23 protein-coding genes and 1 tRNA gene are annotated in these 23396 nt (G+C 66.0%); 6 read left to right on the plus strand and 18 right to left on the minus strand.

The genetic code is table 11. The annotated features are described in order from the left end of the window. Positions 1-136 precede the first annotated feature (136 nt). The 5 genes from E5673_RS06875 to E5673_RS06895 all read right to left on the minus strand — a co-directional run bounded on the left by E5673_RS06875 (position 137) and on the right by E5673_RS06895 (position 5010). On the minus strand, positions 137-772 hold the full coding sequence (locus E5673_RS06875; RefSeq protein ID WP_136189409.1) for a phosphoribosylanthranilate isomerase: 636 nt from the start codon (positions 770-772) through the stop codon (positions 137-139). A gap of 64 nt (positions 773-836) precedes the next feature. Then, positions 837-1511 (minus strand): orotidine-5'-phosphate decarboxylase, encoded by a 675-nt coding sequence (pyrF, locus tag E5673_RS06880; RefSeq protein WP_136189410.1) that lies wholly within the window; start codon positions 1509-1511, stop codon positions 837-839. Next, a complete protein-coding gene (locus E5673_RS06885) occupies positions 1508-1855 on the minus strand; it encodes a lipopolysaccharide assembly protein LapA domain-containing protein (protein WP_056060459.1) in 348 nt (115 codons plus the stop codon). The genes pyrF and E5673_RS06885 overlap by 4 nt, the downstream gene beginning before the upstream one ends. A 105-nt stretch (positions 1856-1960) precedes the next feature. After that, positions 1961-4249: a patatin-like protein gene (locus E5673_RS06890; RefSeq protein ID WP_136189411.1), complete on the minus strand. Its 2289-nt coding sequence runs from the start codon at positions 4247-4249 to the stop codon at positions 1961-1963. A gap of 35 nt (positions 4250-4284) precedes the next feature. Beyond that, on the minus strand, positions 4285-5010 hold the full coding sequence (locus tag E5673_RS06895) for an endonuclease/exonuclease/phosphatase family protein (protein WP_136189412.1): 726 nt from the start codon (positions 5008-5010) through the stop codon (positions 4285-4287). A gap of 170 nt (positions 5011-5180) precedes the next feature. Here E5673_RS06895 and E5673_RS06900 point away from each other — a divergent pair, with 170 nt between their 5' ends. After that, positions 5181-6635 (plus strand): L,D-transpeptidase family protein, encoded by a 1455-nt coding sequence (locus E5673_RS06900; protein ID WP_247599615.1) that lies wholly within the window; start codon positions 5181-5183, stop codon positions 6633-6635. Between the two features lie 135 nt (positions 6636-6770). Here E5673_RS06900 and E5673_RS06905 read toward each other — a convergent pair whose 3' ends face one another. The 5 genes from E5673_RS06905 to E5673_RS06925 all read right to left on the minus strand — a co-directional run bounded on the left by E5673_RS06905 (position 6771) and on the right by E5673_RS06925 (position 11137). Next, the gene (locus E5673_RS06905) at positions 6771-7196 is read right to left on the minus strand and encodes a DUF4112 domain-containing protein (RefSeq protein WP_136189413.1); all 426 of its coding nucleotides are present in this window, start codon (positions 7194-7196) and stop codon (positions 6771-6773) included. A 5-nt stretch (positions 7197-7201) separates the two neighbouring features. After that, positions 7202-8686 carry an ABC transporter substrate-binding protein gene (locus tag E5673_RS06910; RefSeq protein WP_247599616.1) on the minus strand — a complete coding sequence of 495 codons (1485 nt, stop codon included), beginning with the start codon at positions 8684-8686 and terminating at the stop codon, positions 7202-7204. Positions 8687-8857: 171 nt separating this feature from the next. Continuing rightward, positions 8858-9214, minus strand: coding sequence for a hypothetical protein (locus E5673_RS06915; RefSeq protein WP_210731815.1), 357 nt, complete (start codon positions 9212-9214; stop codon positions 8858-8860). Between the two features lie 28 nt (positions 9215-9242). Beyond that, the gene (locus tag E5673_RS06920; RefSeq protein WP_136189415.1) at positions 9243-9533 is read right to left on the minus strand and encodes an I78 family peptidase inhibitor; all 291 of its coding nucleotides are present in this window, start codon (positions 9531-9533) and stop codon (positions 9243-9245) included. A gap of 167 nt (positions 9534-9700) precedes the next feature. Next, the gene (locus E5673_RS06925; RefSeq protein WP_136191392.1) at positions 9701-11137 is read right to left on the minus strand and encodes an NAD-dependent succinate-semialdehyde dehydrogenase; all 1437 of its coding nucleotides are present in this window, start codon (positions 11135-11137) and stop codon (positions 9701-9703) included. Positions 11138-11486: 349 nt separating this feature from the next. On the opposite strand from E5673_RS06925, the gene E5673_RS06930 reads away from it, so the two are divergent. Then, complete coding sequence (locus E5673_RS06930) at positions 11487-13586, plus strand: phospholipase C, phosphocholine-specific (RefSeq protein WP_136189416.1); 2100 nt, start codon at positions 11487-11489, stop codon at positions 13584-13586. Positions 13587-13634: 48 nt separating this feature from the next. Here E5673_RS06930 and E5673_RS06935 read toward each other — a convergent pair whose 3' ends face one another. From E5673_RS06935 to E5673_RS06950, 4 genes are all read right to left on the minus strand, one after another. Beyond that, on the minus strand, positions 13635-13886 hold the full coding sequence (locus E5673_RS06935; protein WP_056060437.1) for a hypothetical protein: 252 nt from the start codon (positions 13884-13886) through the stop codon (positions 13635-13637). 74 nt (positions 13887-13960) lie between these two features. Continuing rightward, on the minus strand, positions 13961-14470 hold the full coding sequence (locus tag E5673_RS06940) for a ferritin-like domain-containing protein (protein ID WP_136189417.1): 510 nt from the start codon (positions 14468-14470) through the stop codon (positions 13961-13963). Between the two features lie 86 nt (positions 14471-14556). Continuing rightward, complete coding sequence (locus E5673_RS19840) at positions 14557-15015, minus strand: hypothetical protein (RefSeq protein WP_210731816.1); 459 nt, start codon at positions 15013-15015, stop codon at positions 14557-14559. Positions 15016-15095: 80 nt separating this feature from the next. After that, on the minus strand, positions 15096-16268 hold the full coding sequence (locus tag E5673_RS06950; RefSeq protein WP_136189418.1) for a zinc-dependent alcohol dehydrogenase: 1173 nt from the start codon (positions 16266-16268) through the stop codon (positions 15096-15098). A gap of 548 nt (positions 16269-16816) precedes the next feature. On the opposite strand from E5673_RS06950, the gene E5673_RS06955 reads away from it, so the two are divergent. The 3 genes from E5673_RS06955 to E5673_RS06965 are packed head-to-tail and all read left to right on the plus strand — an operon-like array spanning position 16817 to position 19553. After that, positions 16817-17482: an HAD family hydrolase gene (locus tag E5673_RS06955; RefSeq protein WP_168711580.1), complete on the plus strand. Its 666-nt coding sequence runs from the start codon at positions 16817-16819 to the stop codon at positions 17480-17482. 5 nt (positions 17483-17487) lie between these two features. After that, on the plus strand, positions 17488-18504 hold the full coding sequence (locus E5673_RS06960) for an SDR family oxidoreductase (RefSeq protein WP_168711581.1): 1017 nt from the start codon (positions 17488-17490) through the stop codon (positions 18502-18504). After that, positions 18501-19553 (plus strand): patatin-like phospholipase family protein, encoded by a 1053-nt coding sequence (locus E5673_RS06965; protein WP_136189421.1) that lies wholly within the window; start codon positions 18501-18503, stop codon positions 19551-19553. Before E5673_RS06960 ends, E5673_RS06965 begins: the two co-directional genes overlap by 4 nt. A 33-nt stretch (positions 19554-19586) precedes the next feature. Here E5673_RS06965 and E5673_RS06970 read toward each other — a convergent pair. From E5673_RS06970 to rpsA, 3 genes are all read right to left on the minus strand, one after another. Next, a tRNA-Leu gene (locus tag E5673_RS06970) sits at positions 19587-19670 on the minus strand. Between the two features lie 100 nt (positions 19671-19770). Then, positions 19771-20049, minus strand: a complete 279-nt coding sequence (locus E5673_RS06975; RefSeq protein WP_056060417.1) for an integration host factor subunit beta — start codon at positions 20047-20049, stop codon at positions 19771-19773. A 175-nt stretch (positions 20050-20224) separates the two neighbouring features. Then, a complete protein-coding gene (gene rpsA / locus E5673_RS06980) occupies positions 20225-21943 on the minus strand; it encodes a 30S ribosomal protein S1 (protein WP_056060414.1) in 1719 nt (572 codons plus the stop codon). Between the two features lie 275 nt (positions 21944-22218). Here rpsA and E5673_RS06985 point away from each other — a divergent pair, with 275 nt between their 5' ends. Then, entirely contained in the window at positions 22219-22476 is a 258-nt protein-coding gene (locus E5673_RS06985) for a SemiSWEET family transporter (RefSeq protein WP_136189422.1), read from the plus strand. A gap of 283 nt (positions 22477-22759) precedes the next feature. On the opposite strand, the gene cmk is transcribed toward E5673_RS06985, so the two are convergent. After that, complete coding sequence (gene cmk, locus E5673_RS06990; RefSeq protein WP_136189423.1) at positions 22760-23395, minus strand: (d)CMP kinase; 636 nt, start codon at positions 23393-23395, stop codon at positions 22760-22762. Between the last annotated feature and the right edge of the window lies 1 nt (position 23396).

Below are 23396 nucleotides of genomic sequence, written 5' to 3' on the forward strand. Positions count from 1 at the left end.
TCGCTGTCACCCCTTCCGTTTCCGCTACTACCACCCCGGCGGAGGCCGGGGCCCAATTGGGAAAGGCTTTTTGGCGAGCCGGATACTCCGTTACCTCGACCTTTCCAATTGGGCCCCGGCCTTCGCCGGGGTGGTGCTAGCGCGTGGCGACTGCTTTCAGGAACGCCGCGATCTTGGCCTCATCCTTGGTGCCCGGTTCGCTTTCCACGCCCGAGGACACGTCGACCAGTTCCGCCCCGGTCCGCCGGATCGCCTCCGCGACATTCGTCGGATCGAGCCCGCCCGATAGCGCCCAGGGCAGCGGATGCCGGAACCCGTCGAGCAAGTCCCAGTCAAACCGCAAGCCCATCCCACCGGGCAGCGCCGCCGAGTCCGGCGTCTTCGCATCGTACAGGATGCGGTCGGCGACTCCGACGAAGCCGTGTGCGGCATCGAGATCGCCGCGCGTGCGAACCGCGACTGCGACCCAGGTCTCGATCCCGAACTTCGCGCGGATCGCGGCGACGCGTGGCGGAGACACCTTGTGGAGTTGCAACACGTCGAGCGCCGCCGAGCCGACCGCCTGTTCGAGCATGTCGTCCTCGGGATCGACGAACACGCCGACCTTCGCGACGTGGCGCGGTACGCGAGCGGCGAGTTCGGCGGCTTTCGCGAACGTCACGTGACGCGGGGAGGCGGGGAAGAACACGAACCCGACATGGCTCGCCCCGTGCTTGATCGCGGCGTCGAGCGTGGCGGGAGTGGATAGGCCACAGATCTTGGCGGTGGTCATTCGGGTTCCTTGGGGGAGCAACACGCCCCGTCATCCTGACGAAAATCAGGGTGACGGAGCAGGCTTATAGCGTCGCGCCGATCGCGCGGGCCGCGATGTCTGGGTCTTCGGCCTGGGTGATCGGGCGGCCGACTACCAGGATCGAGGCGCCGGCGTCCATCGCTTGGCGCGGGGTGACGACGCGCTTCTGGTCGCCGATATGGCCATCGGGAAGGCGCACGCCCGGCACCACGAAGAACCCCTTCGGCCAGATCGCCTTGGCCGCGGCAACCTCCGCGCCCGAGCAGACGATGCCGTCGACCCCCGCCTCGCAGGCGAGTTCGGTGAGCCGCGAAACCTGATCGTGTGCGTTGCCGATGACGCCCGTCGCGGCGAGATCGGTCGCGTCGAGGCTCGTCAGCATCGTCACCGCGATCACCTTCGTGCCGAGCGGGGCAGCCGCCTTCGCGTCCTCCAACATCGCCCGCCCGCCACTCGCATGCACGGTCAGGATCGCCGGCTTCAGCGCGCCCAAGGCCTGCACCGCCTTGGCCACCGTGTTCGGAATGTCGTGGAGTTTGAGGTCGAGAAAGATCGGCAGGCCGAGTTCCGCCATCGCATGCACGCCGGACTGGCCGTGCGCGCAGAAGAATTCGAGCCCCAGCTTGATCCCGCCGACATGGTGGCGAACGCGCGTCGCCATTGCCTTCGCGCGGGCAAGGTCCGGCGTGTCGAGTGCAACGTAGATACGGTTGCTCACAGGAGCGACCCCGGCGGCGTAGCGGTCGGCACAACAGTCGGTGCGATCGTTGCGGGAGTCTCGGCGGGTACGAACGCCACTGGCTCCGGCCGCGGCGTGCGCAGGTCCAGCAACTCGCGCTCGCACGTCGACAGCCGCTGGCGCAGCCGCCATCGGATCGCATGATTGTAGAGCATCGTCGGCACGAACCCGATCAGGAACGTCACGAAGAGCAGCAGCGGCAGGTTCACGTCCGCGATCAGCCCGCCCCAGAGCTGGATCTGGACGGCGTTCCAGTTGCTGATGGTGAAGACCGCGGCGATGAACGCCAGCAGGCACCAGAACAGGATTTTCAGGAACTGCATGCGGCGACCCTTTATCATACCCCCATCGCGTCGAAACGCGGTTGGAAACGCAGAGCTACCGCCACATCCGCCTTTTGGCCAGTCTTCTACCTAGCGAGAGGGGCTTTAGCCGATCTCAGTCCGTAGCTGCGCGATCAGCGGCAGGATCGCGGTCAGCCGTGGCTCCTCCTCGTCGAGGATCGCGAGGAACGCGGCGCGCTTGATTGCCGCGACGCGACCCGGCTTCATCCGCACGGTCGACGGCAGCGTCGAGACGGTGATGTCGATCATCCGCTCCGACCCGTGCAGCCGCCCCCAAAGATAGTCGTTCTCGCGGTAGGCACGGCTGAAGAACGCGCCGAACGTGCCGAACTGGATTCCCTTCAACGTCGCCTCCGCACCCCCCGAGCGGATCGAGGTCGCATCGTCGGGCGCAATCCGGTCGACCTTGATCGGATCGAACTCGTCGAGCCCTTCGCCCTGCAACAGCGGCAGCGTCGCGGTGTCGAAATACGGGAAGCCGAGATACGCCAGCAACAGCGTGCGCCGCGTCGGCTTGGCGAGCGCGGCGAATGCCTCGGCCAGCCGCTGGTCGGTCTCCGCATCGAGGCGCTCCAGGTCGAACGTCCGGCCGAGCGTCTCCAGCACCGCGGTCGCATCGCCGCGCATCGCCCGCACCGCATCGTGCAGCCCGGCGTGCAGCTCGGCGCGCAACCGATCGAGATACGGCGACAGCGATTCGTAAATCGCGTCGCGCATCGGCCCCAGTTCCGGCTCGTCGGCGGCGGTCTCAACTTCCGACAGGCGCCGCGCCATCAGCCGCAGCCGGCGGATGCGGAAGCCGATGTCGAAGGTCCGCAGGAACGCGATCGACGCCGCACTGGCCCCGCCCGCATGCCCCGACCCGAGCTGGTCCGCACCCGAAGCGGTGACATGCGCGACAATCGCCGCTCGAATCTGCGCAAGCCGGCGCGGCCGGTGGTGCTCCCCCGCGTCGAACAACAGCAATGCCAGTGTCTCGATCACGGCGCTGCGCTTCAAATGGCCGTACGCGACGAAGCCATAGCCCGAGCTCGTCGCTGCCGCCTTCTGCGCGCGCCGCCGCCACGCGATCAGCCGCGGTGCGGTCGGCCGGTCGAGGAACAATGTGTGGCCAAACAACGATTCGACATCGGCTTCCACCTCGGGACGGATCGCGGTGAGGATACCGCGCATCCGATCGATTCTCGCGGAACGTTCGGCGATCGCCTCCAGATTGTCGCGGATCGGTTGCTGCCGGGGAATGTCGCTGATCGCGCCGATGATCGTCTGGAAGAAGCCGGGCGTCCCGCCACCGCGGTTGAGCCGCAGCTTGATGTCGGGGGAGGGGTCTATGTAAATGAAGCGCCGGTCGATCTGACGCCGCGCCGGTCGCTCCTTGAGCGCGTCGAGCGCGGGCCGGAACGGCGCGTTGGCGAGCACCGATCCGTCGATCAGCACCGCGCTTTCCGCTGCGTTGGCGGCCGTATGTCGCGGCAGGACGCGCGCGAGGAACGCGGGACGTTCCGGCCAATCGATCGTGCGATCCTTAAGCACGCCGTCCAGTTCGGCGACGGTGAACGGTGGGAACGCGCCGGGAAAGCTCGACGTCGCACGCGCCGCGAACGCCAGTTCCGCAGGTGGCGCGAGCGTATCGCACGCCCCGCCATTGTCGGTGAAGTCGACCACCAGGCGATGCTCGGTCTCGACCACTTCCGCCGGTGAATTGAGCTGTAACCGCTCCGGATGCCCGGAGAAGTCCGTGACCGTCACGAACAGGTCGAGCGGCTGGCCCGGCGGCAACAGGCGCGGCCCGCGTTCGCTCGCCGCCATCGCATCGAACGCATCGAGCAGCAGGTTGGTGAAGGTCTTCCCCCCGAACGGCGGCTCGAACCAGCGCGAGCGGATGAAATGCGACAGCTTGGTGCGCACCTCCTCACGCGTGGGATCGTCGAGCGCGTCGACCTTGTCGGTGCTGCGCCCCGCCGCCATCCACGCTAGCGGCATCGCCCACGCCTTCGAGAATCGCGATTTCGGTGCCGCCTCGGTGTCGATCAGCGCCTCGACGTCCGCCGACGTCATCCAGAGGTCGGTCAGCGGGTCGAGGCTCTGCCCGGTCGCGATCGCCTGTGCGAGGAAGATGCCATTGATCCCGCCCGCGCTGGCGCCCGCGATGATGTCGGCGAGGACGCGGACGCGGATCGCGCCATGCGCCTCGATCTCCTGAAGCAGCGTGTGATAGACGCCCTCGCTGCCGCCCTTCGGCGTGTCGCCGTCATGGAAGGCGCGGCTGGCGCAGACGAGGCGCCAGATCTCCTTGGTGATGCCGTGCATGTAGACCGCAAGGCTGATCCCGCCATAGCAGACGAGCGCCAGTCGCAGTTCCTTCTCGCGCATTCTACATCCTCATGCCGACGGTATCGCTCGGGGTTTTATCCGGTGACCCCGGTTCGGTTCGTCGGTGTCTTTGTTTCTAGAATAGCCCAGATCGGCAGGTGATCCGAGGCTTTCCGCGCCGCCGGGCTCGCATGCACGCCGCACTCGACCACGTTCAAGTCCGACGACACCATGATCCGGTCGAGCCGAGCGACCGCGCGCCGCGAATGGAAGCTCGCTCCCGTCTCGGCGAACGCATAGTCGCGGCTGAAATCGCGCAGGCACCCGGCGCCCGCGCTCCATTCGTTGAGGTCGCCCATCATCACCGTCGGATGCCCCTGCGCGCAGGTATCGACGTGGTTCATGATCGCGGCGGCCTGCTTGCGCCGCCACAGTCCGGACAGATCGAGATGCATGCCGAGCACGCGTAACATGCCGCCCGCGAACTGGACGTCGGCCATCACCGCACCGCGTGGTTCGAGCGAGGGGAGGTGGAGCGGTTCGCTATCGACCACCCGCGCCGACTTGCGAACGAGGATGACATTGCCGTGCCAGCCCATGCTGAGCGCGCGCAGGCCGAAGTCGACCGGCTTCCAGTCGCTATGCTCCTCCAGCAGGTGATGCGGCAGCACGCAGGCCTTGGCCCCGAAGCGTCGGTCCGCTTCCTGCAGCGCGATCACGTCGGCATCGATCTCGCGCAGTACCTCGACCACGCGTTCGGGATTGCGCCGACGGTCGAGCCCGATGCCCTTGTGGATATTGTAGCTGGCGACCTTGATCATGCGTGGCCCCTATAACGCGACGGGCGCGATCCGGGTTGCAGAATGACGGTGCGTGACATGCAAAAGGCACGGGCGGTCGATCTTGTGGAAGAATTACGTCTCCGCTCCTCCGTCGTGGAGCGGAGACCGACACCCGAGCGTTGTATGTCCAGATTGTGGGGGAATTGCTGGTGCGTCTTGGTTTGATCGGTGCATCGCTGCTGGCGATGACGTGTGCACTCTCGGCGTGCGAGGTGAAGACGACGACCGCCTCGAACACGCAGCAGCCCGCTGCGGCGGCGGCTCCGGCGGCTGCGTCGACCGGGTGGACCACGACCACCGCCGGGCAGTTGCGTAAGGCGATCGCGGCCCGCGGCGCTCACGGCCTCGACCGGATGAGCTTCGATGCGAGCGCGCAGCCCGGTGCCGGCGACGACGCGTTGACCAAGGCTGCGCTGGCATATGGCAAGGCGCTGTCGCAGGGCGCGACCGATCCGACCAAGTTGTTCGACGTCTACACCGTACCGCGCCCGCAGGTCGATCTCGGCCGTGGCCTCGCCGCGGCGCTCCAAGCGGGCGACATTGGCAAGTGGCTCGCCGGACTGGCACCGCAGGACGAGAATTACGCGCGCCTGTCGACGGCCTATCTCGCGACGCCGAAATGGGAGCAGACTCCGGCGTCCGCGATCCCCGACACCGGCAAGCCGATCAAGCCGGGCGAAGCCGATCCGCGCGTCCCTGCGATCGCGCACCAGCTCGTCGCGTTCGATTATCTCGACAAGGTGGCGGCGCAGGGCGATCGCCTGACCCCCGCGATGATCCTCGCGATCAAGAAGATGCAGGCGGACTACGGGATCAAGCCGGACGGCATGATCGGCAGCGCAGCGCTCGGCATCCTCAACCTGTCCGACGCGGACCGCGCGCGCGCGATCGCGGTCAACATGGAGCGGCTCCGTTGGCTCGATCGCAATGCGCCCACCACGCGGATCGACGTCAATCTCGCGGCGGCACGGCTGAGTTACTGGCGCGACGGCAAGCTGGTCGACAGCCGCAAGGTGGTGGTTGGCGAGCCCGACAAGGAAACGCCGCAGCTCGGGTCGCCGATCTTCCGGCTCGTCGCCAATCCGACCTGGACGGTGCCGCGCTCGGTCGAGAAGAAGGAGATGGCGGGCAAGGGCGCCGGGTATCTGCGCGCCAACAACCTGGCGTGGAAGAACGGCTGGCTGGTCCAGCAATCGGGGCCGAAGAACTCGCTGGGCCTCGTCAAGTTCGACATGTCCAACGAGCACGCGATCTACCTGCACGACACGCCCGCGAAGCAGCTGTTCGCCGAGATCCAGCGCCAGCGTAGCCATGGCTGCGTCCGCGTCGAGGATGCGCTCGGGTTCGCCGAGCTGCTCGCGAAGGACGAGGGCGTGACCGATCAGTGGCATGCCGCCCGCGCGACCGGCAAGGAGACGTTCGTCAAGTTGCCGAAGGAAATACCGGTGCGGCTGTTGTACCAGACCGTGCTGTTCGACGACGCCGGCGAGCCCGTCATCCGTGCCGATCCCTATGGCTGGAACGACCGCGTCGCGGTCGCGCTGGGGCTTGGGACAAGTGCGAGCTACAAGCCCGCGGCGCGCGATGCCGACGTCGGGCCGTAATAGCCTGACCTAATCTATGCCTTTGGTAGTCATCCCCGCGCAGGCGGGGATCCATACCGGCTGATATTCGGGGTCATTCGTGCAGTCAGCCAGTATGGGTTCCCGCCTCCGCGGGAGTGACCCGTATAGAGTGTCTTACCCCTGAAGCGTCGTCGTCGACGGATAATGCTTGTCGAGATGGCGCTTGATAATCCGCAGGTTGCACGTGTTCGAGCGGAAGAAAAAATCCGGGATCGCGCCGACGAACGGGATCATCCCGAACGCCCAGTCGATCCCGACATTGCCGAACATCCGCGCCATCTGGATCTTCGACATGCCGATGTTGCGCGCTTCCCATGCCATCCACGCGCCGACCGCCGCCGCGATCGTGCTGCCTGCGAACGGGATCAGGTCGAGCACGACGTCCATGCCGACCTTGCGGTTGGTGCCGGGGATGACGAACAACCCCTCCATCACGCGCTCCATCGCCTCGACGCGGCGGCGCACCGATAGCGCGTCCTTGCCGAGCGGCAGCGTCTGGAAGATCTCGCCGGGGGCGATGCGGGTGGTGCGCGGGTTCATCGACCTTAGTTGGTATCGGCGCGCAACCGGTTCAACGGGTGCCACGCGCGGGTGTTCGCCTGCCACTGGCTGAGGCGAGTAGAGACCAGCGACCAGCGCAAGGGTCGCGCCAGCGGGATGAACGCCACGTCTTCGTTCATCGCGGCATCGGCGGCGGCGATTCTGGCACCGCGTTCGGCGAGCGTCGGCGCCTCGCGTGCCTCTTCGAGTGCCGTCCATGCCGCATCGCCGCACGCGACGCAGGCCACCGCCAGATACCAGCGGGCACTGTCATAGGGCGCGACCGCATCGACCAGTTTCAGTTCGGCCGTGTCGTCGATCCCGACTCGCCGGGGGACGATACCGATCGCCATCAGCGACGCCGCGACCTGCGCATACAGCAACGTCGCCCCCGGCCCGGCGGGCAGCGCGATCCGCAATTCGATCGGTCCCGGAATCTGCTGCTTCCAGCTCGCGACCCGCTGGCGCGCGGCAGCGCGACGTTCGTCCTGCGTCAACAGCGTCCATGCCGGCACCTGCGGCAGCGAGGCGGAGTCGAGGATATCTGGCAGGATGCGATCCGCCGCGTCCCAGTTCGGCGCAACCGCCCCCGTCACCGCCGACCGGTCGATCGCCTCCGACACCGCGGCGCGGTTGGCGGCATCGGTCAGGAACCCGTCGCGCCGGACGATCGCCAGGCCGAACAGCCCCACCGCCGGATCGACGCGGATGTTCGCCGGCGCGATACTGGTCACCGCCAGCAACGGCCAGTCGACGAAACTGCCGCCGCTCACCAGATCGGAGTCGCGATTGGCGAAGCGCGCGATCGCCCGCGCCGCACGCTCGCCGATCAGCCGGACGTCCTCCTGCGGCTTTGCCTCGCGCTGGTCGTCGGGATCGGCCTGACCCGGATCGAACGCCGGGCGCAGCAACGGTGCACGACCGCGATGTGCCACGCGGAACGGTCCGGTCCCGCCGGTCGGTCGAAGCCGCAGCAACGCGAGTTCGGGTTGCGCGAACAGCTTGAGCAGGTCGGGGCGCGGCCGCGACAGCCGCACCTCGATCACCTGCGGCGTCATCACGACGATCTCGTCGATCGCGGTCAGGAACGGCGCGAGCGGATTGCGTGCGCCCGCCGCTGCCCGTGCGGTATCGGGGCCGCCGATCTGTCGCCGGAGCATCGTCACCACCTGTTCGGCGGTCACCGGCGTACCATCGCCCCAGTCGCCCTCGCGCAGGCGGAAGATGTAGCTCATCCCGCCGTCGATCACGATCCAGCGTTCGGCGATCCCCGGCTCGATCTGTCCGGCGGCATCGAACCGCACCAGCCCTTGCGCCGTCGAGTCCATCAGCAGGCGGGCAGGGGTGTCGAGCGCGACCCGGCTCGCATCGGCGACGTGCGGGACTCCGCCGATCGCACTGACGACCACCGCGCCGGTATCCGGCCGCCGATCGCATCCGGCGAGCGCCGCGCACCCGGCGAATAGCGCGACGCTCGCCGTAAGCCGCAAGCGTCGTCTGCGTTCAGCGCCCGGTTGCAAACCGGGTCGACCGCCTGAATCCGATCGCAGCACAAGAATCTGGTGGATCGTCGACGTCAGCATCCTCGACGGTGTAGGCCCGGACGTCCCGCGGGGCAACGCAGAGGGCACCGCGCACCACCCGATAAACGCCTCGCAACGTTACCGGCCGCCTCGAAATTCGAAGGTGAAGCGATAGGCGCCGTCCTTTGCGGGACGAGCATCCACCCGCCGCACCGGGCTGGCCGCGACCAGGGTCAGCGCGCCGTCCGCGACGTTGACGGGGATGCCGACCGTCAGATCGATCTGCCTGGACCAGCCGCCGCCCATGACGGTCGCGCGCACCACGAGCCGCCCCGCCCAGACGCACTGCGCATCAGTTGGGCAGCGACTGTCTTCGATGACCCGGTCCGCGCGCACTTTCGGTCCGTTGACGAACGCGGTCTGGCCAAGCGTTATCGGACCTTCGACCGGGACATGCGCCGTGCAACCCGTGATGAACGTCCCGGCCAATGCCAAGATTGCCGCCCGCCTCAAGACTGCGCGCTCAACCACAGGATGCGGAAACTACCCGGCCGTCCGCGACGACGACGGTCACGCGCTCCTGCCGGTAATCGCGCGTCATCGGATCGCCCGGCGCGAGCCGACGGACCACGGCGCTTCCCGTCCGGCGAAGAATATCCGTGTCGCTAGGCGCGGTCTGCCCGGCAAGCGCCGCGGCGGCATCGGCGCGGCATCGTCCCGTACTTAGCCGGTCGTTCGTGCCGGTCGAGGCGCAGGCTCCGAGGCACGCCAGCCCAAGCATTGACACCAGCATGCTTCCCTTGATCGTCGTCATCGTCACATCCCCGTCACCGTAAGCCACGCCCTGATTAGCGAGCCGAACCTGAACGGTAGACGGTGCCGACGGCGGATAGCCTTGATCGAACGGGCGGGGGCGTGCCCCGGTATCCAGTGCAACGGCGTGCAAGGCCGACCGTCCGCGGAAGGCCTTGCACCGCCCGGTCAGCTGATATGAACGGCCTTCGTGACCAGATGCGCGGCAATGCCCTCGGGGCCGTCCTCGGAACCATGCCCGCTTTCCTTCACGCCGCCGAACGGGCTGTCGGGATAGCTCAGCCGGACGTTGTTGATCGCGATCATTCCCGCCTCGATCGCGTCGCCGAGCATGTTCTGGCGACGGCCATTCTCGGTGAAGCAATACGCCGCCAGACCGAACGGCAGGCGGTTGGCTTCGGTCACCGCGTCCTCGTCCGTCGCGAACCGGCTCAGCAGGGCGACCGGGCCGAACGGCTCCTCGTTCATCGCGCGCGCCGACAGGGGTACGTCGGCCAGCACGGTCGGCTGGAAGAAGAACCCGCCCTGGCCGCCATAGTCGCCGCCGGCGAGCAGCTTGGCGCCGTGCCCGGTCGCATCGCCGACCAGCTCGGCGATCGCATCGGGACGGCGGGCGTTGGCCATCGGGCCCATCTGGCTCGCCGCATCCATGCCGTCGCCGATCTTCAGCGCGCGCGTTCGCTCGGCGAAACCGGCGGCAAACCGGTCATAGATGCCGTCCTGTACGTGGAAGCGCGTCGGCGCGACGCAGACCTGGCCGGCATTGCGAAACTTGTGCGCGACCAGCGTATCGAGCGTCTTCTCCAGGTCGCAATCGTCGAACACCAGCACCGGGCCGTGCCCGCCCAGCTCCATCGTCGTCCGCATCATCGTATCGGCGGCCAGCTTCATCAGCGCCTTGCCGACCGGCACAGATCCGGTGAAGCTCAGTTTCCGCGTGATCGGCGAGGCGAGCAGGTGGCGCGACACCATGTCGGGCACGCCGAACACGCATTGCGCGACGTCACCGGGCAATCCGGCGTCCTGGAAGCAGCGCATGACCTCGACCGCGCTACCCGCGGTTTCCTCGGATGGCTTGATGATGATCGAGCAGCCGGCCGCGACCGCTGGCGCGATCTTGCGCACGACGTTCATGATCGGGAAGTTCCATGCGCAGAACGCCGCCACCGGGCCAACCGGCTGGTGCAGGACCAGGCTGCGCGTACCCGATGGGCGAGGCAGCACGCGGCCATAGACGCGCAGGCCCTCGGCGGCATGGAAATCGAGCAGCGCGGCGGCAAACGCGACCTCGCCCTTCGCCTCGGCCTGGATCTTGCCCTGCTCGAGCGTAGCGATGCGCGCGATGTGATCGCCGCGCTCGCGCAGCAGTTGCGCGGTCCGGACCAGGATCGCGGCGCGCTTTTCCGGCGGGGTCGCACGCCATGCGATAAAGCCGCGCTGCGTCGCTTCCAGCGCCCGATCGAGGTCCGCGGCGTTGGCGAGCGGCAGTGCCGCCTGTCCCGCACCGGTCGCCGGGTTCAGCACGTCGCGAGTCTCGCGACCGTCGCCGCTCAGCCATTCGCCGGCGATGTAGAGCCCGAGCTTGGTGTCATAGGCGGTGGTCATAATCGTCTCCGTTGTTGGCGTCGCGTCCGGCTGAACCGTCATGTCGTCGTCGATCGTCGCCGCGGTAAGACCCAAGGCGCGATCGAGGGATCGTACGTGGCAATCGCCGGGTCGATCGAGCGAAATGCTGGGGTCGCCCGGCATGGCGACCGCAGCATATGGCAGCGGGTCCGCAGGCTCAACTGGAGCGATGCGATCGTCGTGCCCATCATCGGTGCGGACGTCCCGCCCCGCGCGACGCCTCGTGTCGCGGACATGACACGCATCGGGCATACGGAGCAGGCGCGCAGTACCTTGTGCGATCCCGCGCGTTTGCGGATCGTGCGCGTTAATCATTCGGATCGTGGCCATGACAGAAGTTTCTCGTCGCACGCTGCTCGCCGCCGGCCTGTCCGGTGCGACGCTGTCCGCGTTTCCCGCGGCGATCGCGCGGGCGGCGGCGATCGCACCCGACGTGAAGACGGGCTCGATCATGGATGTCGAGCACGTCGTCATCCTGATGCAGGAGAATCGCGGCTTCGATCATTATTTCGGGTCGCTGCGCGGCGTCCGCGGGTTTGCGGACCGGTTGCCGATCCCCGTCCCGTCCGAGGCCGACGCGACGAAGCCGGCGCCGGTCTGGTACCAGGGCGATCGAACCGCCCCCGGCGGCGCGCGGACGGTCCTGCCGTTCCACCTCGCCACGCGGACGAATTTCGATCTGATGCGGATGGAGGGCACGCCGCATAGCTGGCCCGATGCGCAACGTGGCTGGGACGAGGGGCGGATGGCGCACTGGCCCGAAGCGAAGAGCCAGCGCGCGATGGGGCATTATCGACGCGAGGACATCCCGTTCCAGTTCGCGCTCGCGGAGGCGTTCACGGTATGCGACGCGTATCATTGCTCGGTCCAGACCGGGACTAACACAAACCGCCTGTTCCTGTGGAGCGGCACCAACGATCCCGGCGGCACGCTGGGCGGTCCTGCGATCGGCAATTCGCACGACAGTTTTCCCGCGGACGGCGGCGCTGCCGATCCGTATCGCTGGACGACGGTGGTCGAGCGGTTGCAGGCGAAGGGTGTCGACTGGCGCATCTACCAGGACATGGCCGACAATTTCACCGACAACCCGCTGGTCGGCTTCGCCGCGTTCCGGGACGCGCACCGGGGTGATGGGGATCCTGCATTACGAGAGCGCGCGCTAACGACCCGCGGGCTCGACGTCTTGCGCGCCGACGTGCTCGCCGGGCGACTGCCGCAAGTGTCCTACGTCATCGCCACCGCGAAAGGCTCCGAGCATCCCGGTCCGTCGAGCCCTGCGCAAGGCGCCGCCTATACCGCCGACGTACTCGACGCGCTGACCGCGGACCCCAAGGTTTGGGCGCGAACCGTGCTGCTCGTGATGTTCGACGAGAATGACGGCTTCTTCGATCACGTCCCGCCGCCGGCGCCACCCTCGCACGCCGCCGACGGCACGCTGCTCGGCGGATCGACGGTCGATCTCCATGGCAGCTATCACCTCCACCCGAGCAAAAGCGATGCCGCGCTCGATCTGCCCGCCTATCGCGGCCGGGCGTATGGGCTGGGCCCGCGCGTGCCGATGTACGTCGTCTCGCCGTGGAGCCGGGGCGGGTGGGTCAACTCGCAGGTATTCGATCACACTTCGGTAATCCGCTTCCTCGAACGCCGGTTCGACTTCCACGAACCCAACATCGCGCCGTGGCGCCGCGCGGTCTGCGGCGATCTGACGTCCGCGTTCGACTTCACCGCGGCCGACCCTGCGCCGTTCGCCGCGATGCCCGATCCACGGCCCGATGCCGTCCGGGCCGCGGCGATCCCCAAGCAGATAAGCCCTCAAGCGCCAGCCGGGTCACAGCACCCATGGCAGGAACCCGGCATCCGCCGCGCTCGTCCGCTGCCCTATGTCTTGGCCGTCGGCGAGAGGATCGCGGATGGCGCGCTCCATCTACGCTTTGAAACGGAAGGGACGCAGGCGGCGGTGTTCCACGTCTACGACCGCACCGCCCTGGCCCAAGCGCCGCGCCGCTTCACCGTCGAACCCGGACACGCGTTGGACGGGCGTTGGTCGTTCGACGACGCGGGCCTTTACGATCTATGGGTGCTCGGCCCGAACGGCTTCCACCGCCATTTCGCCGGCAGCGGAAACGATCCAGCGCACCTGTACCGGATGCAGTGGATCACCACCGCGGACGATCTCGTTCTGCGACTGCCTGGCAGCCAGCGCGATCATGGTCTGGTGGCGAGCGTTGCGGCGATCGGCATGCCACCCAAGGTGATACCATTGGCCGACACACGCTATCGCTGGCCTCTCCGCGACAGTTTCGGCTGGTACGACGTCACGGTGTCCACAGCGACGGCTCCCCGATTTCGGCGTCGCGTGTCCGATCGCGTCGATGCGCCGGGCCGGATCACGTGCAGCGATCCATTTCCGCCTGACGCGCACGCATAGACCTGATCGGTCCAGCGAGGCCAACGCGACCGCACAGCCGCAAACGCGTCATCCGGCGGGAGACTTCCGATCGGCGTCTTCCTCGCGCAGGAACTGGAGAAGCTCCTCGATCTCGTCCGACCCATAGCGCAACGCCATGTCGTCCACCTCAATCTCTACCGTAGCGCGATCCTCCGACGACCAACCGGCGAGGATGTCGGCACAATCGGCCAAAGACCCGCGCGCAACGCTCTTCCGCTCCCCACCCGATTTGTCGGTGCGATAGATCGTAGCTGGCTCGCTCAGCGGATAGGTCGTCATGGAATTCGTCTCTTCCGTCCAGCACTGTATGGGATGTGGATGCCCGCCGACTGCATGCCGGCGGGCATTCGACGTCATTCGTCTTCGTCTTCGGCGTCGATGTTGACGGTCGTCTCGGCGAGCTTGGTCATATATTCGTCGCCACCATAGATGTCCTTGGTGGCCGCGCTCAGCTTCTTGTGGTCGTCCTTGAGACCCAGCGCCTTGGCGTACGCCGTCGCCGTACCGAACCCGGCGATCCCGTAATGCGTCATCCGCTGATACTGCGCGATGATCATCACATCGAGCAGCGGACCCTTCTCCGGACCTTCTTCAAGCACATGCTTGGTAGCTTCGACGACAAGGCCTTCCATGCCCTTGCAATGCTCCTTCGAGACCTTCTCGTCGTTCGACGCGATCAGGTCCTTGAGCAGGTCGGTATGCTTCTCGATATCCGCCTGCGACTTGGTCAACATCTCCTTCAGCGATGCATCGCTCGCCTTCGACGTGATCTTCTTGAGGACCTTCTTCATCTGGTCGTTTGCGGACCACAGATCCTTCAGCTCGTCGGTGTAGATTTCCTGGAGATCTTCGGGTGCAGACATCGGATCATCCTTATGGGCTCACCGGCGGAATGCGCGGCGGCTGGTTTTGAATTTATTCGGGAGATGCGGATCGGAGCGCGGCGACCTCAGCCGGCGCCGGGCTGCTTCTGCTCGTCCTCGTAGTCGGCATCGGTACCGATCTTGCCGTTGGCCTCGGCTTCGGCGATGCCCGACGTCTCGACCACTTCGATCGTCCTACCTTCGGCAGCGATCGCATGCGGCTCGCGGTCCGCATCCGGGTCGGCGGCGATCGTTGTGCGGTCACCGCCGTCCGAGCCTGCGACACCGTTTCCGGCATCGCCGCCGTCTTCCCCCGCTTGGCCGCCGCCGTGATAGGCGATGTCGGTCTGGCCGCCATGCGCCATGAAACCGGTGTTCGTCTCGGTCTTGCCGGCATGCGGGTTGGGATAGGACCCGCCGCCACTTTCGCCGCCTTCGCTGCGGCCGTGAACATCGTCGTTGCCGCGGGGCGAGTCCGAAACGCCGTCCGGCGCGCCCTTGCTGCCGGGATTACCGGGAACGGGGGTATGAACCTTGTCACTCATCGGTACGTCCTTCTGAATGTAGCGGATCAAAACAAATCGGCCCGATCCGCTCGTCAGGAGCGAACCGGGTCGGGGAGGGGTTACGGCCGCAGCACGACCTTGATGACGCCGTCCTGCTTGTCGCGGAACTTCTGGTACATTTCGGGCGCATCCTCGAGGCTGGCCGGGTGCGTCACGACGAAGCTCGGATCGATGTCGCCCGCCTCGATCCGTGCGAGCAGCGGCTTGGTATAGGCCTGGACGTGCGTCTGGCCGGTCTTGATCGTCAGCCCCTTGTTCATCATCGCGCCGATCGGGATCTTGTCGCCCATCCCGACATAGACGCCGGGGATCGAGACCGTGCCGCCCATCCGGCAGCTCATGATCGCCTCGCGCAGCACGTGCACGCGGTCGGTGGCGAGGAACGTCGCCGCCTTCACCTTGTCGATCACCGCATCCATTGCGCCATGCCCCGAAGCCTCTGCACCGACCGCGTCGATGCAGCTATCGGGGCCCCGGCCCTTGGTCCGGAACTGGAGCTCGTCATAGACGCTGTCGACCTCGGTGAAATTGATCGTCTCCGCACCGCCAGCCTCGGCCATCGCCAGTCGCTCGGGCACCTCGTCGATCGCGATCACGCGGCCCGCGCCGAGCATCAGCGCCGATCGGATCGCGAACTGGCCGACCGGACCGCAGCCCCAGATCGCCACGGTGTCGCCCGGCTCGATCTGCGCATTCTCGGCGGCCATGTAGCCGGTCGGGAAGATGTCGGAGAGGAACAGCGCCTGCTCGTCGGTGACGCTGTCGGGCACCTTGATCGGGCCGATATCCGCCATCGGCACGCGCAGATACTCGGCCTGGCCACCGCAATAACCGCCCAGCATGTGGCTGAACCCAAACAGGCCGGCGGGCGAATGGCCCATCGCCTTGATCGCCATCTCAGAGTTCGGATTGGTCCGCTCGCACGCGGAGAACAGCCCCTTGCGACAGAAGAAACAATCACCGCAGCTGATCGTGAACGGCACGACGACACGGTCGCCGATCTTCAGGTTGGTGACTTCAGAGCCGAGCGCGACGACTACGCCCATGTTCTCGTGTCCGAGGATGTCGCCCGCCTGCATCGTCGACTGGTATCCGTCGAGCAGATGAAGGTCGGACCCGCAGATCGCGCAGGCCGTGACCTTGATGATCGCATCGCGCGGATGCTTGATCTCGGGATCTGCAACAGTATCGACCCGAACATCGCCTTTTCCATGCCAAACAAGTGCGCGCATCAGAAGATCTCCGTCATAGAATTGCAGCCTAGTGCTCACGCACGACACGACATCGCGTCAGACATGACTCGGCAATGGCGCAAACGCCGCCTGATCATCATCGACACCATGCACTGTCGCCACGAAGTCTCGGTCGCGACGTTTCCGCGTCGCCGCCGTCAGCGTGAACATATCCTGGGGAGTATAGCGATCAAAGTGGCGTCATCGTTCCTGAGTCACGCCAATATCCGCAGTTAAAATTTCATGTTGATTGCGATCAATATCGATGAACTTAAACTAAATCGAGATACTCCAATGAAAATCCATAGATCGTAAGGACTTGTCGAGCCTGATCGCTCTGCGACATCGTTGCGGTTGCGACATTGATGCTGCGGCTTCCTCTGCGCAACGGCGATTGCCTTACCAAGTTTGCGGACGCCGGGGCCAATTCGGAGTGTGGACCGTTAGGACGCTATCGCAGTCTGCCGACGCCGTTCGTCCGCCACGCCTTGCACGGCGTTGCGGCGTTCCGACGGGCGGGTGCACGATTTCAGGCCCGGGATAACCTCATGCAGCTCAAAGCCATTCTCTTCGATATCGACGGTACGCTGGTCGACACCAACGACATGCACGTCCTCGCCTGGGAGGAGGCGTTCGCGACCGTCGGCGCGTCGTTCGACCGCCAGGCGATCCACGACCAGATCGGCAAGGGGACCGACATGCTCGTGCCGACGCTGCTGCCAGACGCGGACGAGGATCAGCAGGAAAAGCTCGGCGACACGCACGGCGCGATCTTCAAGGCAAAATACCTGGAGACCGCCAAGCCGTTCGCGCAGGCGCACGACCTGCTGGCCCACGCGCATGGTCTCGGGCAGCAGGTCGTACTGGCATCGTCCGCCTCCGAGGCAGAACTCGACCATTACATAGACTTGCTCGACGCCCGCGACCTGATCGCCGCGACGACGAGCAGCGACGACGTCGAGAAGACCAAGCCCGCACCCGACATCTTCGCGACCGCGCTCAAGAAGCTGCCGGGGATCGACCCCGCCGAGGTGATCGTCGTCGGCGACACGCCTTATGATATCGAGGCTGCGGCCAAATGCGGGATCGCCGCCGTCGCCGTCCGATCGGGCAAGTTCAACGACGAGCAACTGCACGCGGCAGGCGCGATCGCGATCTACGACGACGTGGCGGCCTTGCTCGCCGGCTACGCAACCTCGCCACTGGGGCGCTGATCGCCATGGCCATCACCCTGAAACCCCTCCGCGATCAGATCATCGTCGTCACCGGCGCAACCAGCGGCAATGGTCTCGCCATAGTCGAGGAAGCCGTGCGCCGCGGTGTCGCCGTCGTCGCGACCGCGCGTAACGAAGCGGCGCTTGAGGCGCTGCGCGATCGCCTCTCAGCCGATGGCGGACGCATCGCGATCTGCGTCGCCGACGTCAGCGACATGGCCGCGGTCGAGCGTGTCGCCGCCGTCGCGATCGAAGCGTTCGGTGGGTTCGACAGCTGGGTCAACAACGCCGGGACCGGGACCTACGGCACGCTCGAGCAGGTTCCCGTTGCCGACCACCGCCGGGTATTCGACGTCAATTACTTCGGCGTACTGCACGGATCGCTGGTCGCCGCGCGGCATCTGCGCGGCCGCGGCGGCGGCGCCATCATCAACGTCGGCTCGATCCTCAGCGACCGCGCGATCGTCGAGCAGGGGCCGTATTGCGCGACCAAGCATGCGGTGCAGGCGCTGACCGACACGCTGCGGATGGAACTGGAGCAGGAGGGCGCGGGCATTTCGGTCACGCTGATCAAGCCCGGCGCGATCGATACGCCATTCCCCGAGCATGCGCGCAACTTCATGGACCAGCCGCCCCGCCTGCCGCCGCCGCTCTACGCACCGTCGGTCGTCGCCGACGCGGTGCTGTTCGCCTGCGGAACGCCGCGACGCACGCTGTATGCAGGCGGCGGGGGGCTGCTGTCCTCGCTCCTTTCGCGCGCCGCGCCACGGTTGAGCGACAAGATCATGGAACTGGTCGGCACCGTCGCGCAGCAAAAGCCGGAAGATCCCGGTGACCCGGCGCGCCGCGATAACCTCTATGCGCCGAGGGTCGACGCGTTGCGCGGAAGCCAGGACGTCCATGCGCGGAAATCGAGCAATGTATTGCAGGCACAGAAACTCCACCCCGCCATCTTGGTGCTCGGTGTCGTCGGAGCCGGAATCTCGGTTGCCCTAAGCTGGCCGAAGGATACCAGCCGGTGACACCGGACGCCGAACGGGCAGGGGCCTTGCGCGACTTCGACGTCGCGCTCGTCCTCAGCGGCGGCAACGCGCTCGGCGCATTCGAAGCCGGCGCCTACGAAGCGCTGCACGCGCACGGCCTCCAGCCCGACTGGATCATCGGCGCCTCGATCGGCGCGATCAACGGGGCCCTCATCGCTGGTTCCGCACCCGATCGCCGGATCGAGACGTTGCGAACGTTCTGGCGACCCACACCGTCCGGCGCCCCGGCGTTTCCGTGGCTAGGTGCGCTCGAAACCAGCCGCCGTACGAACGCAGTCGGCTGGTCCGCAACACTCGGCCGCCCCGGTATTTTCGGCCCCATGCTCTCCGCCTTGACACTGTGGACCGACAGCCGGCCGTCGATCTTCGAAACCAATCAACTTGGCACGACACTGGAAACGCTGGTCGACTTCGAGCGCCTCAATGCCGGCCCGTGCCGCTACACCGCGACTGCGGTCGATCTCGAAACCGGCGACGATGTCGTATTCGACAGCGCGGCGATGCAGATCGGACCCGATCACGTCCGCGCCAGCGCCGCACTGCCGGTCGCCTTCCCGCCGGTCGAGATCGACGGCCGCTGGCTGGTCGACGGCGGCTTGTCCGCAAACCTGCCGCTCGACCCGGTCCTTAGCGATCCGCCAAAGCGACCGACGCTGTGCATCGCGGTCGACCTGTTGCCGCTCCACGGTCCACGCCCGACGACGTTGGGCGAGGCGACGAGCCGCATGCAGGACCTGATCTTCGCCGCGCAATCCCGCCGCACGATCGAACGGTGGCAAGCCGCGCACGCCGGCTGCCAGGACTTCGCGCTGGCGCTGGTCCGACTCGCCTATACCGAGCAGGCCGATGAAGTCGCCGGCAAGGCGCTCGACTTTTCAGGGCCCACGATCGAACAGCGCTGGTCGGCAGGTCGTCGCGCCGGGATGCTGGCCGTCGAAGGCGTAAAGGCCGGAACGCTGGCGATCGGCGTCCCTGGCTTCAACATCGCCACGCTGGATTCCCGACGACCCGGCGGCGCCAACCGATGAGCGGTCAGGCAGGTCCGGTGAGATAGACAGGATTGGTGCGGACGGCGGGACTCGAACCCGCACTCCTAGGGAGGGAGATTTTAAGTCTCCTGCGTCTACCGGTTTCGCCACGTCCGCACACGCGCCCAACAAGACGAGGTCGCGCGCAGCGTCAACCCATCTTGCCAGGCCGGCAGCATATTCTTCGACTGTCTACGGTTCCGCGCAGTGGTACCGCTCACACGTTCAGGCGTGAGCGCATTTCCTTGCCCGGCTTGAAATAGGGCACGCGCTTGGCCTCGACCTCGACGACTTCGCCGGTACGCGGGTTGCGGCCAGTCCGGGCATCGCGCGCACGCGTGGAGAATGCACCGAAACCGCGCAGTTCGACCCGACCGTCGGCGGCCAGTCGCTTGGATATCTCATCGAAGAAGGTGCTGACGATCAGCTCCACTTCGTTAGGCTGTAGGTCCGGATGCGCCTCGGCGATCTTAAGGACCAGTTCAGATCGGATCATTCGAGCCCCCGCCCATCTAAAAAAACGCGTACAGATTGATACAGGTCAACCTGCGAGGCATTAGCACTTATTACCGAACAGTCAAAAACCAAAGTGGATCTGACAACAAAAAGCCCGACATGTTCGAGACATGCCGGGCGTTTTCATCGATAAGCCGTTAGGCTTTTCTTAACACTTACTTCTTCTCGGCATCCGTGCGGGCCTTGAGAGCCTCGCCCAGAATGTTGCCCAGAGTCGCGCCGGAGTCCGACGAACCGTACTGAGCGACAGCCTGCTTCTCTTCCGAGATCTGCATAGCCTTGATCGAGAAGGTCGGCTTCTTCGAACGATCGAAACCGGTGACCATCGCGTCGAACTTCTGGCCGACCTGGAAACGCTCCGGACGCTGCTCGTCGCGATCGCGACCCAGATCCGTGCGCTTGATGAAGCCGGTCGCGCCATCGTCGCCCTGCTGTACTTCGAGGCCCGCATCGCGGACTTCGAGAACGGTCACGGTAACGATCGCGTTCTTGTTCAGCTTGTCGCCTGCTGCTGCGATGCCGCCGGCCGATGGCCCGCCGCGCTCGAGCTGCTTCATGCCGAGCGAGATGCGCTCCTTCTCGGCGTCGATGTCGAGCACGACGGCCTCGACGGTCTCACCCTTGCGATGCAGGTTGAGCGCGTCCTCGCCCGAAACACCCCAGGCGATGTCGGACATGTGGACCATGCCGTCGACGTCGTTGTCGAGGCCGATGAATAGACCGAACTCGGTCGCGTTCTTGACTTCGCCTTCGACGGTCGAACCGATCGGATGAGCGGCAGCGAATGCCTCCCAAGGATTGGCCTGAGCCTGCTTGAGGCCGAGCGAGATGCGACGCTTCTCGGAATCGACTTCGAGGACCATGACGTCGACTTCCTGCGAGGTCGACACGATCTTGCCCGGATGGACGTTCTTCTTGGTCCAGGACATTTCCGACACGTGGACGAGGCCTTCGATGCCCGCTTCCAGCTCGACGAACGCACCATATTCGGTGATGTTCGTGACGCGGCCGGTGAGCTTCGCGCCGACCGGATACTTGACCATCGCGCCATCCCAGGGATCGCTCTCCAGCTGCTTCATGCCGAGGCTGATGCGCTGGGTGTCCTTGTTGATGCGGATGATCTGCACCTTGACGGTGTCGCCGATGTTCAGGACTTCGCTCGGGTGACCGACGCGCTTGTAGCTGAGATCGGTGACGTGCAGCAGGCCATCGATGCCGCCGAGATCAACGAACGCACCGTAATCGGTGATGTTCTTGACGACGCCGTCGATGATCTGGCCCTCGGCCAGGCTGAGGATCAGGCCCGAACGCTGCTCTGCGCGCGTCTCTTCGAGAACGGCACGACGCGATACGACGATGTTGCCGCGCTTGCGGTCCATCTTCAGGATCTGGAACGGCTGGGGGATGTCCATCAGCGGGGTGACATCGCGCACGGGGCGGATATCGACCTGCGAACCGGGCAGGAACGCGACGGCGCCGTTCAGGTCGACGGTGAAGCCACCCTTCACGCGGCCGAAGATGACGCCTTCGACGCGGGTCGTCTTGGAGAATTCGGTTTCCAGCTTGTCCCATGCGGCTTCGCGACGGGCGCGATCGCGGCTGAGCATCGCTTCGCCGTGGACGTTCTCGACGCGGTCGACATAGACTTCGACTTCGTCGCCGACCTTGAGGTCAGCCTTCTGGCCCGGCGCTGCGAATTCGCGAAGCGGCACGCGGCCTTCCGACTTCAGACCGACGTCGATGACGGCCATGTCGTTCTCGATGCCGGTCACGGTGCCATGCACCACGCGGCCCTCGAAGCTGTCGGCGTCGCCGAGCGTTTCGTTCAGCATCGCCGCGAAATCGTCGCGGGTCGGCATTACCTGGGTTGCCATAGAATTCAGTAATCCTAGTCTGTTTCCGGCCAAGCGGTTGGGTCCGCTGGTCTTGGCCTTCGTTGCCGCGACGACCGAACGCCGGCGCGGCATCCGGACGGCACGAGGCGCGGAGGACGTAGACGCTGAATGCGAAAACGGCGCGTGAGACTCGAGGGTCTCCGCGCCTTCCTCCACGAGCATCGCTCGCCGGACGGCTCCGTATAGCCGAAACCGGGTCTCGGAGCAAGTTCGCCGCTGCTTCGTTAGGGGCCGCTCACAACAGGAGCGAAGATTTGAACGAACGCGGCATTCTCGTGCTGGGCTGGGTCGCCACCGTGACGGCGATCGTGATGTACCTGTCGTACATCGACCAGATCATGCTGAACCTTTCAGGTCAGAAGGGATCGGTGGTCCAGCCGTTCGCGACGATGGTGAATTGCGCGCTGTGGGTGGGGTATGGGTTTTTGAAGAGCAAGCGGGACTGGCCGATCGTCGTGGCGAACTTCCCGGGGGTGGTGTTCGGGGCGGTAGCGCTGGTTACTGCGCTTTAGGGCAGGGGGGGGTAACTGAGTTGTAGGCGGGGGGATTATGGCGGGCGGCAACCCCCGCTTGCTTGTTCTCCCGCGAAGGCGGGAGCCCAGTCTGGGTCCCCGCCTTCGCGGGAGAACAGTATTGGTTCACGTTAGCTTACCCCAACAGGGCAACCACCCCGGCGAAGGCCGGGGCCCAGTTGGAAAGGTCGCAGTAACTTAGCGCTGCCCTCAGTTAGCAACGTCCCCCAACTGGGCCCCGGCCTCCGCCGGGGTGGCACAGCTTTTCTGGAAGGCGAAAGGCTTAAACCGAAACCTTCTTCGCCCGCTGCGCCTCAACCAACGCAACAGCCCGCTGCACCGAAGCCTCGATCGACAAAAAACTAGTATCCAGCAACGCAGCATCCGCCGCCATCACCAGCGGCGCGGTAGACCGCCCACTATCCCGAGCATCCCGAGCCCGGATATCCGCCAGAACCCGATCCTTGCTCGCCGTCCCACCCCGAGCCTGCAACTCCGCATGCCGCCGCTGCGCCCGGATATTCGGCGTAGCCTTCACGAACAGCTTCGCATCAGCATCCGGCGCGATCACGGTACCGATGTCGCGTCCATCGAGGATCGCGCCACCCTCCTGCGCCGCAAACCGCTTCTGCCGGTGCAGCAATGCCGCCCGAACCAGCGGATGCGCCGACACCACCGACGCGAGCGCGCCGATCTCGTCGTCGCGCAACGCCGGATCGCTCAACAGCGCATCGCTGAAATCGCACGCCGCGACCGCGTCGGCCTCGGTCTCCGGATCGAGTCCCATCCGCGCCACGCTCAACGCGACCGCACGGTAGAGCAGCCCGGTATCGAGATACGGCAGCTTGTAATGCTTGGCCAAGGCGCGCGCGATCGTGCCCTTGCCCGATGCTGCCGGACCGTCGACTGCGATGATCATC

This window comes from Sphingomonas sp. PAMC26645 (assembly GCF_004795835.1).
Lineage (GTDB): Bacteria > Pseudomonadota > Alphaproteobacteria > Sphingomonadales > Sphingomonadaceae > Sphingomonas.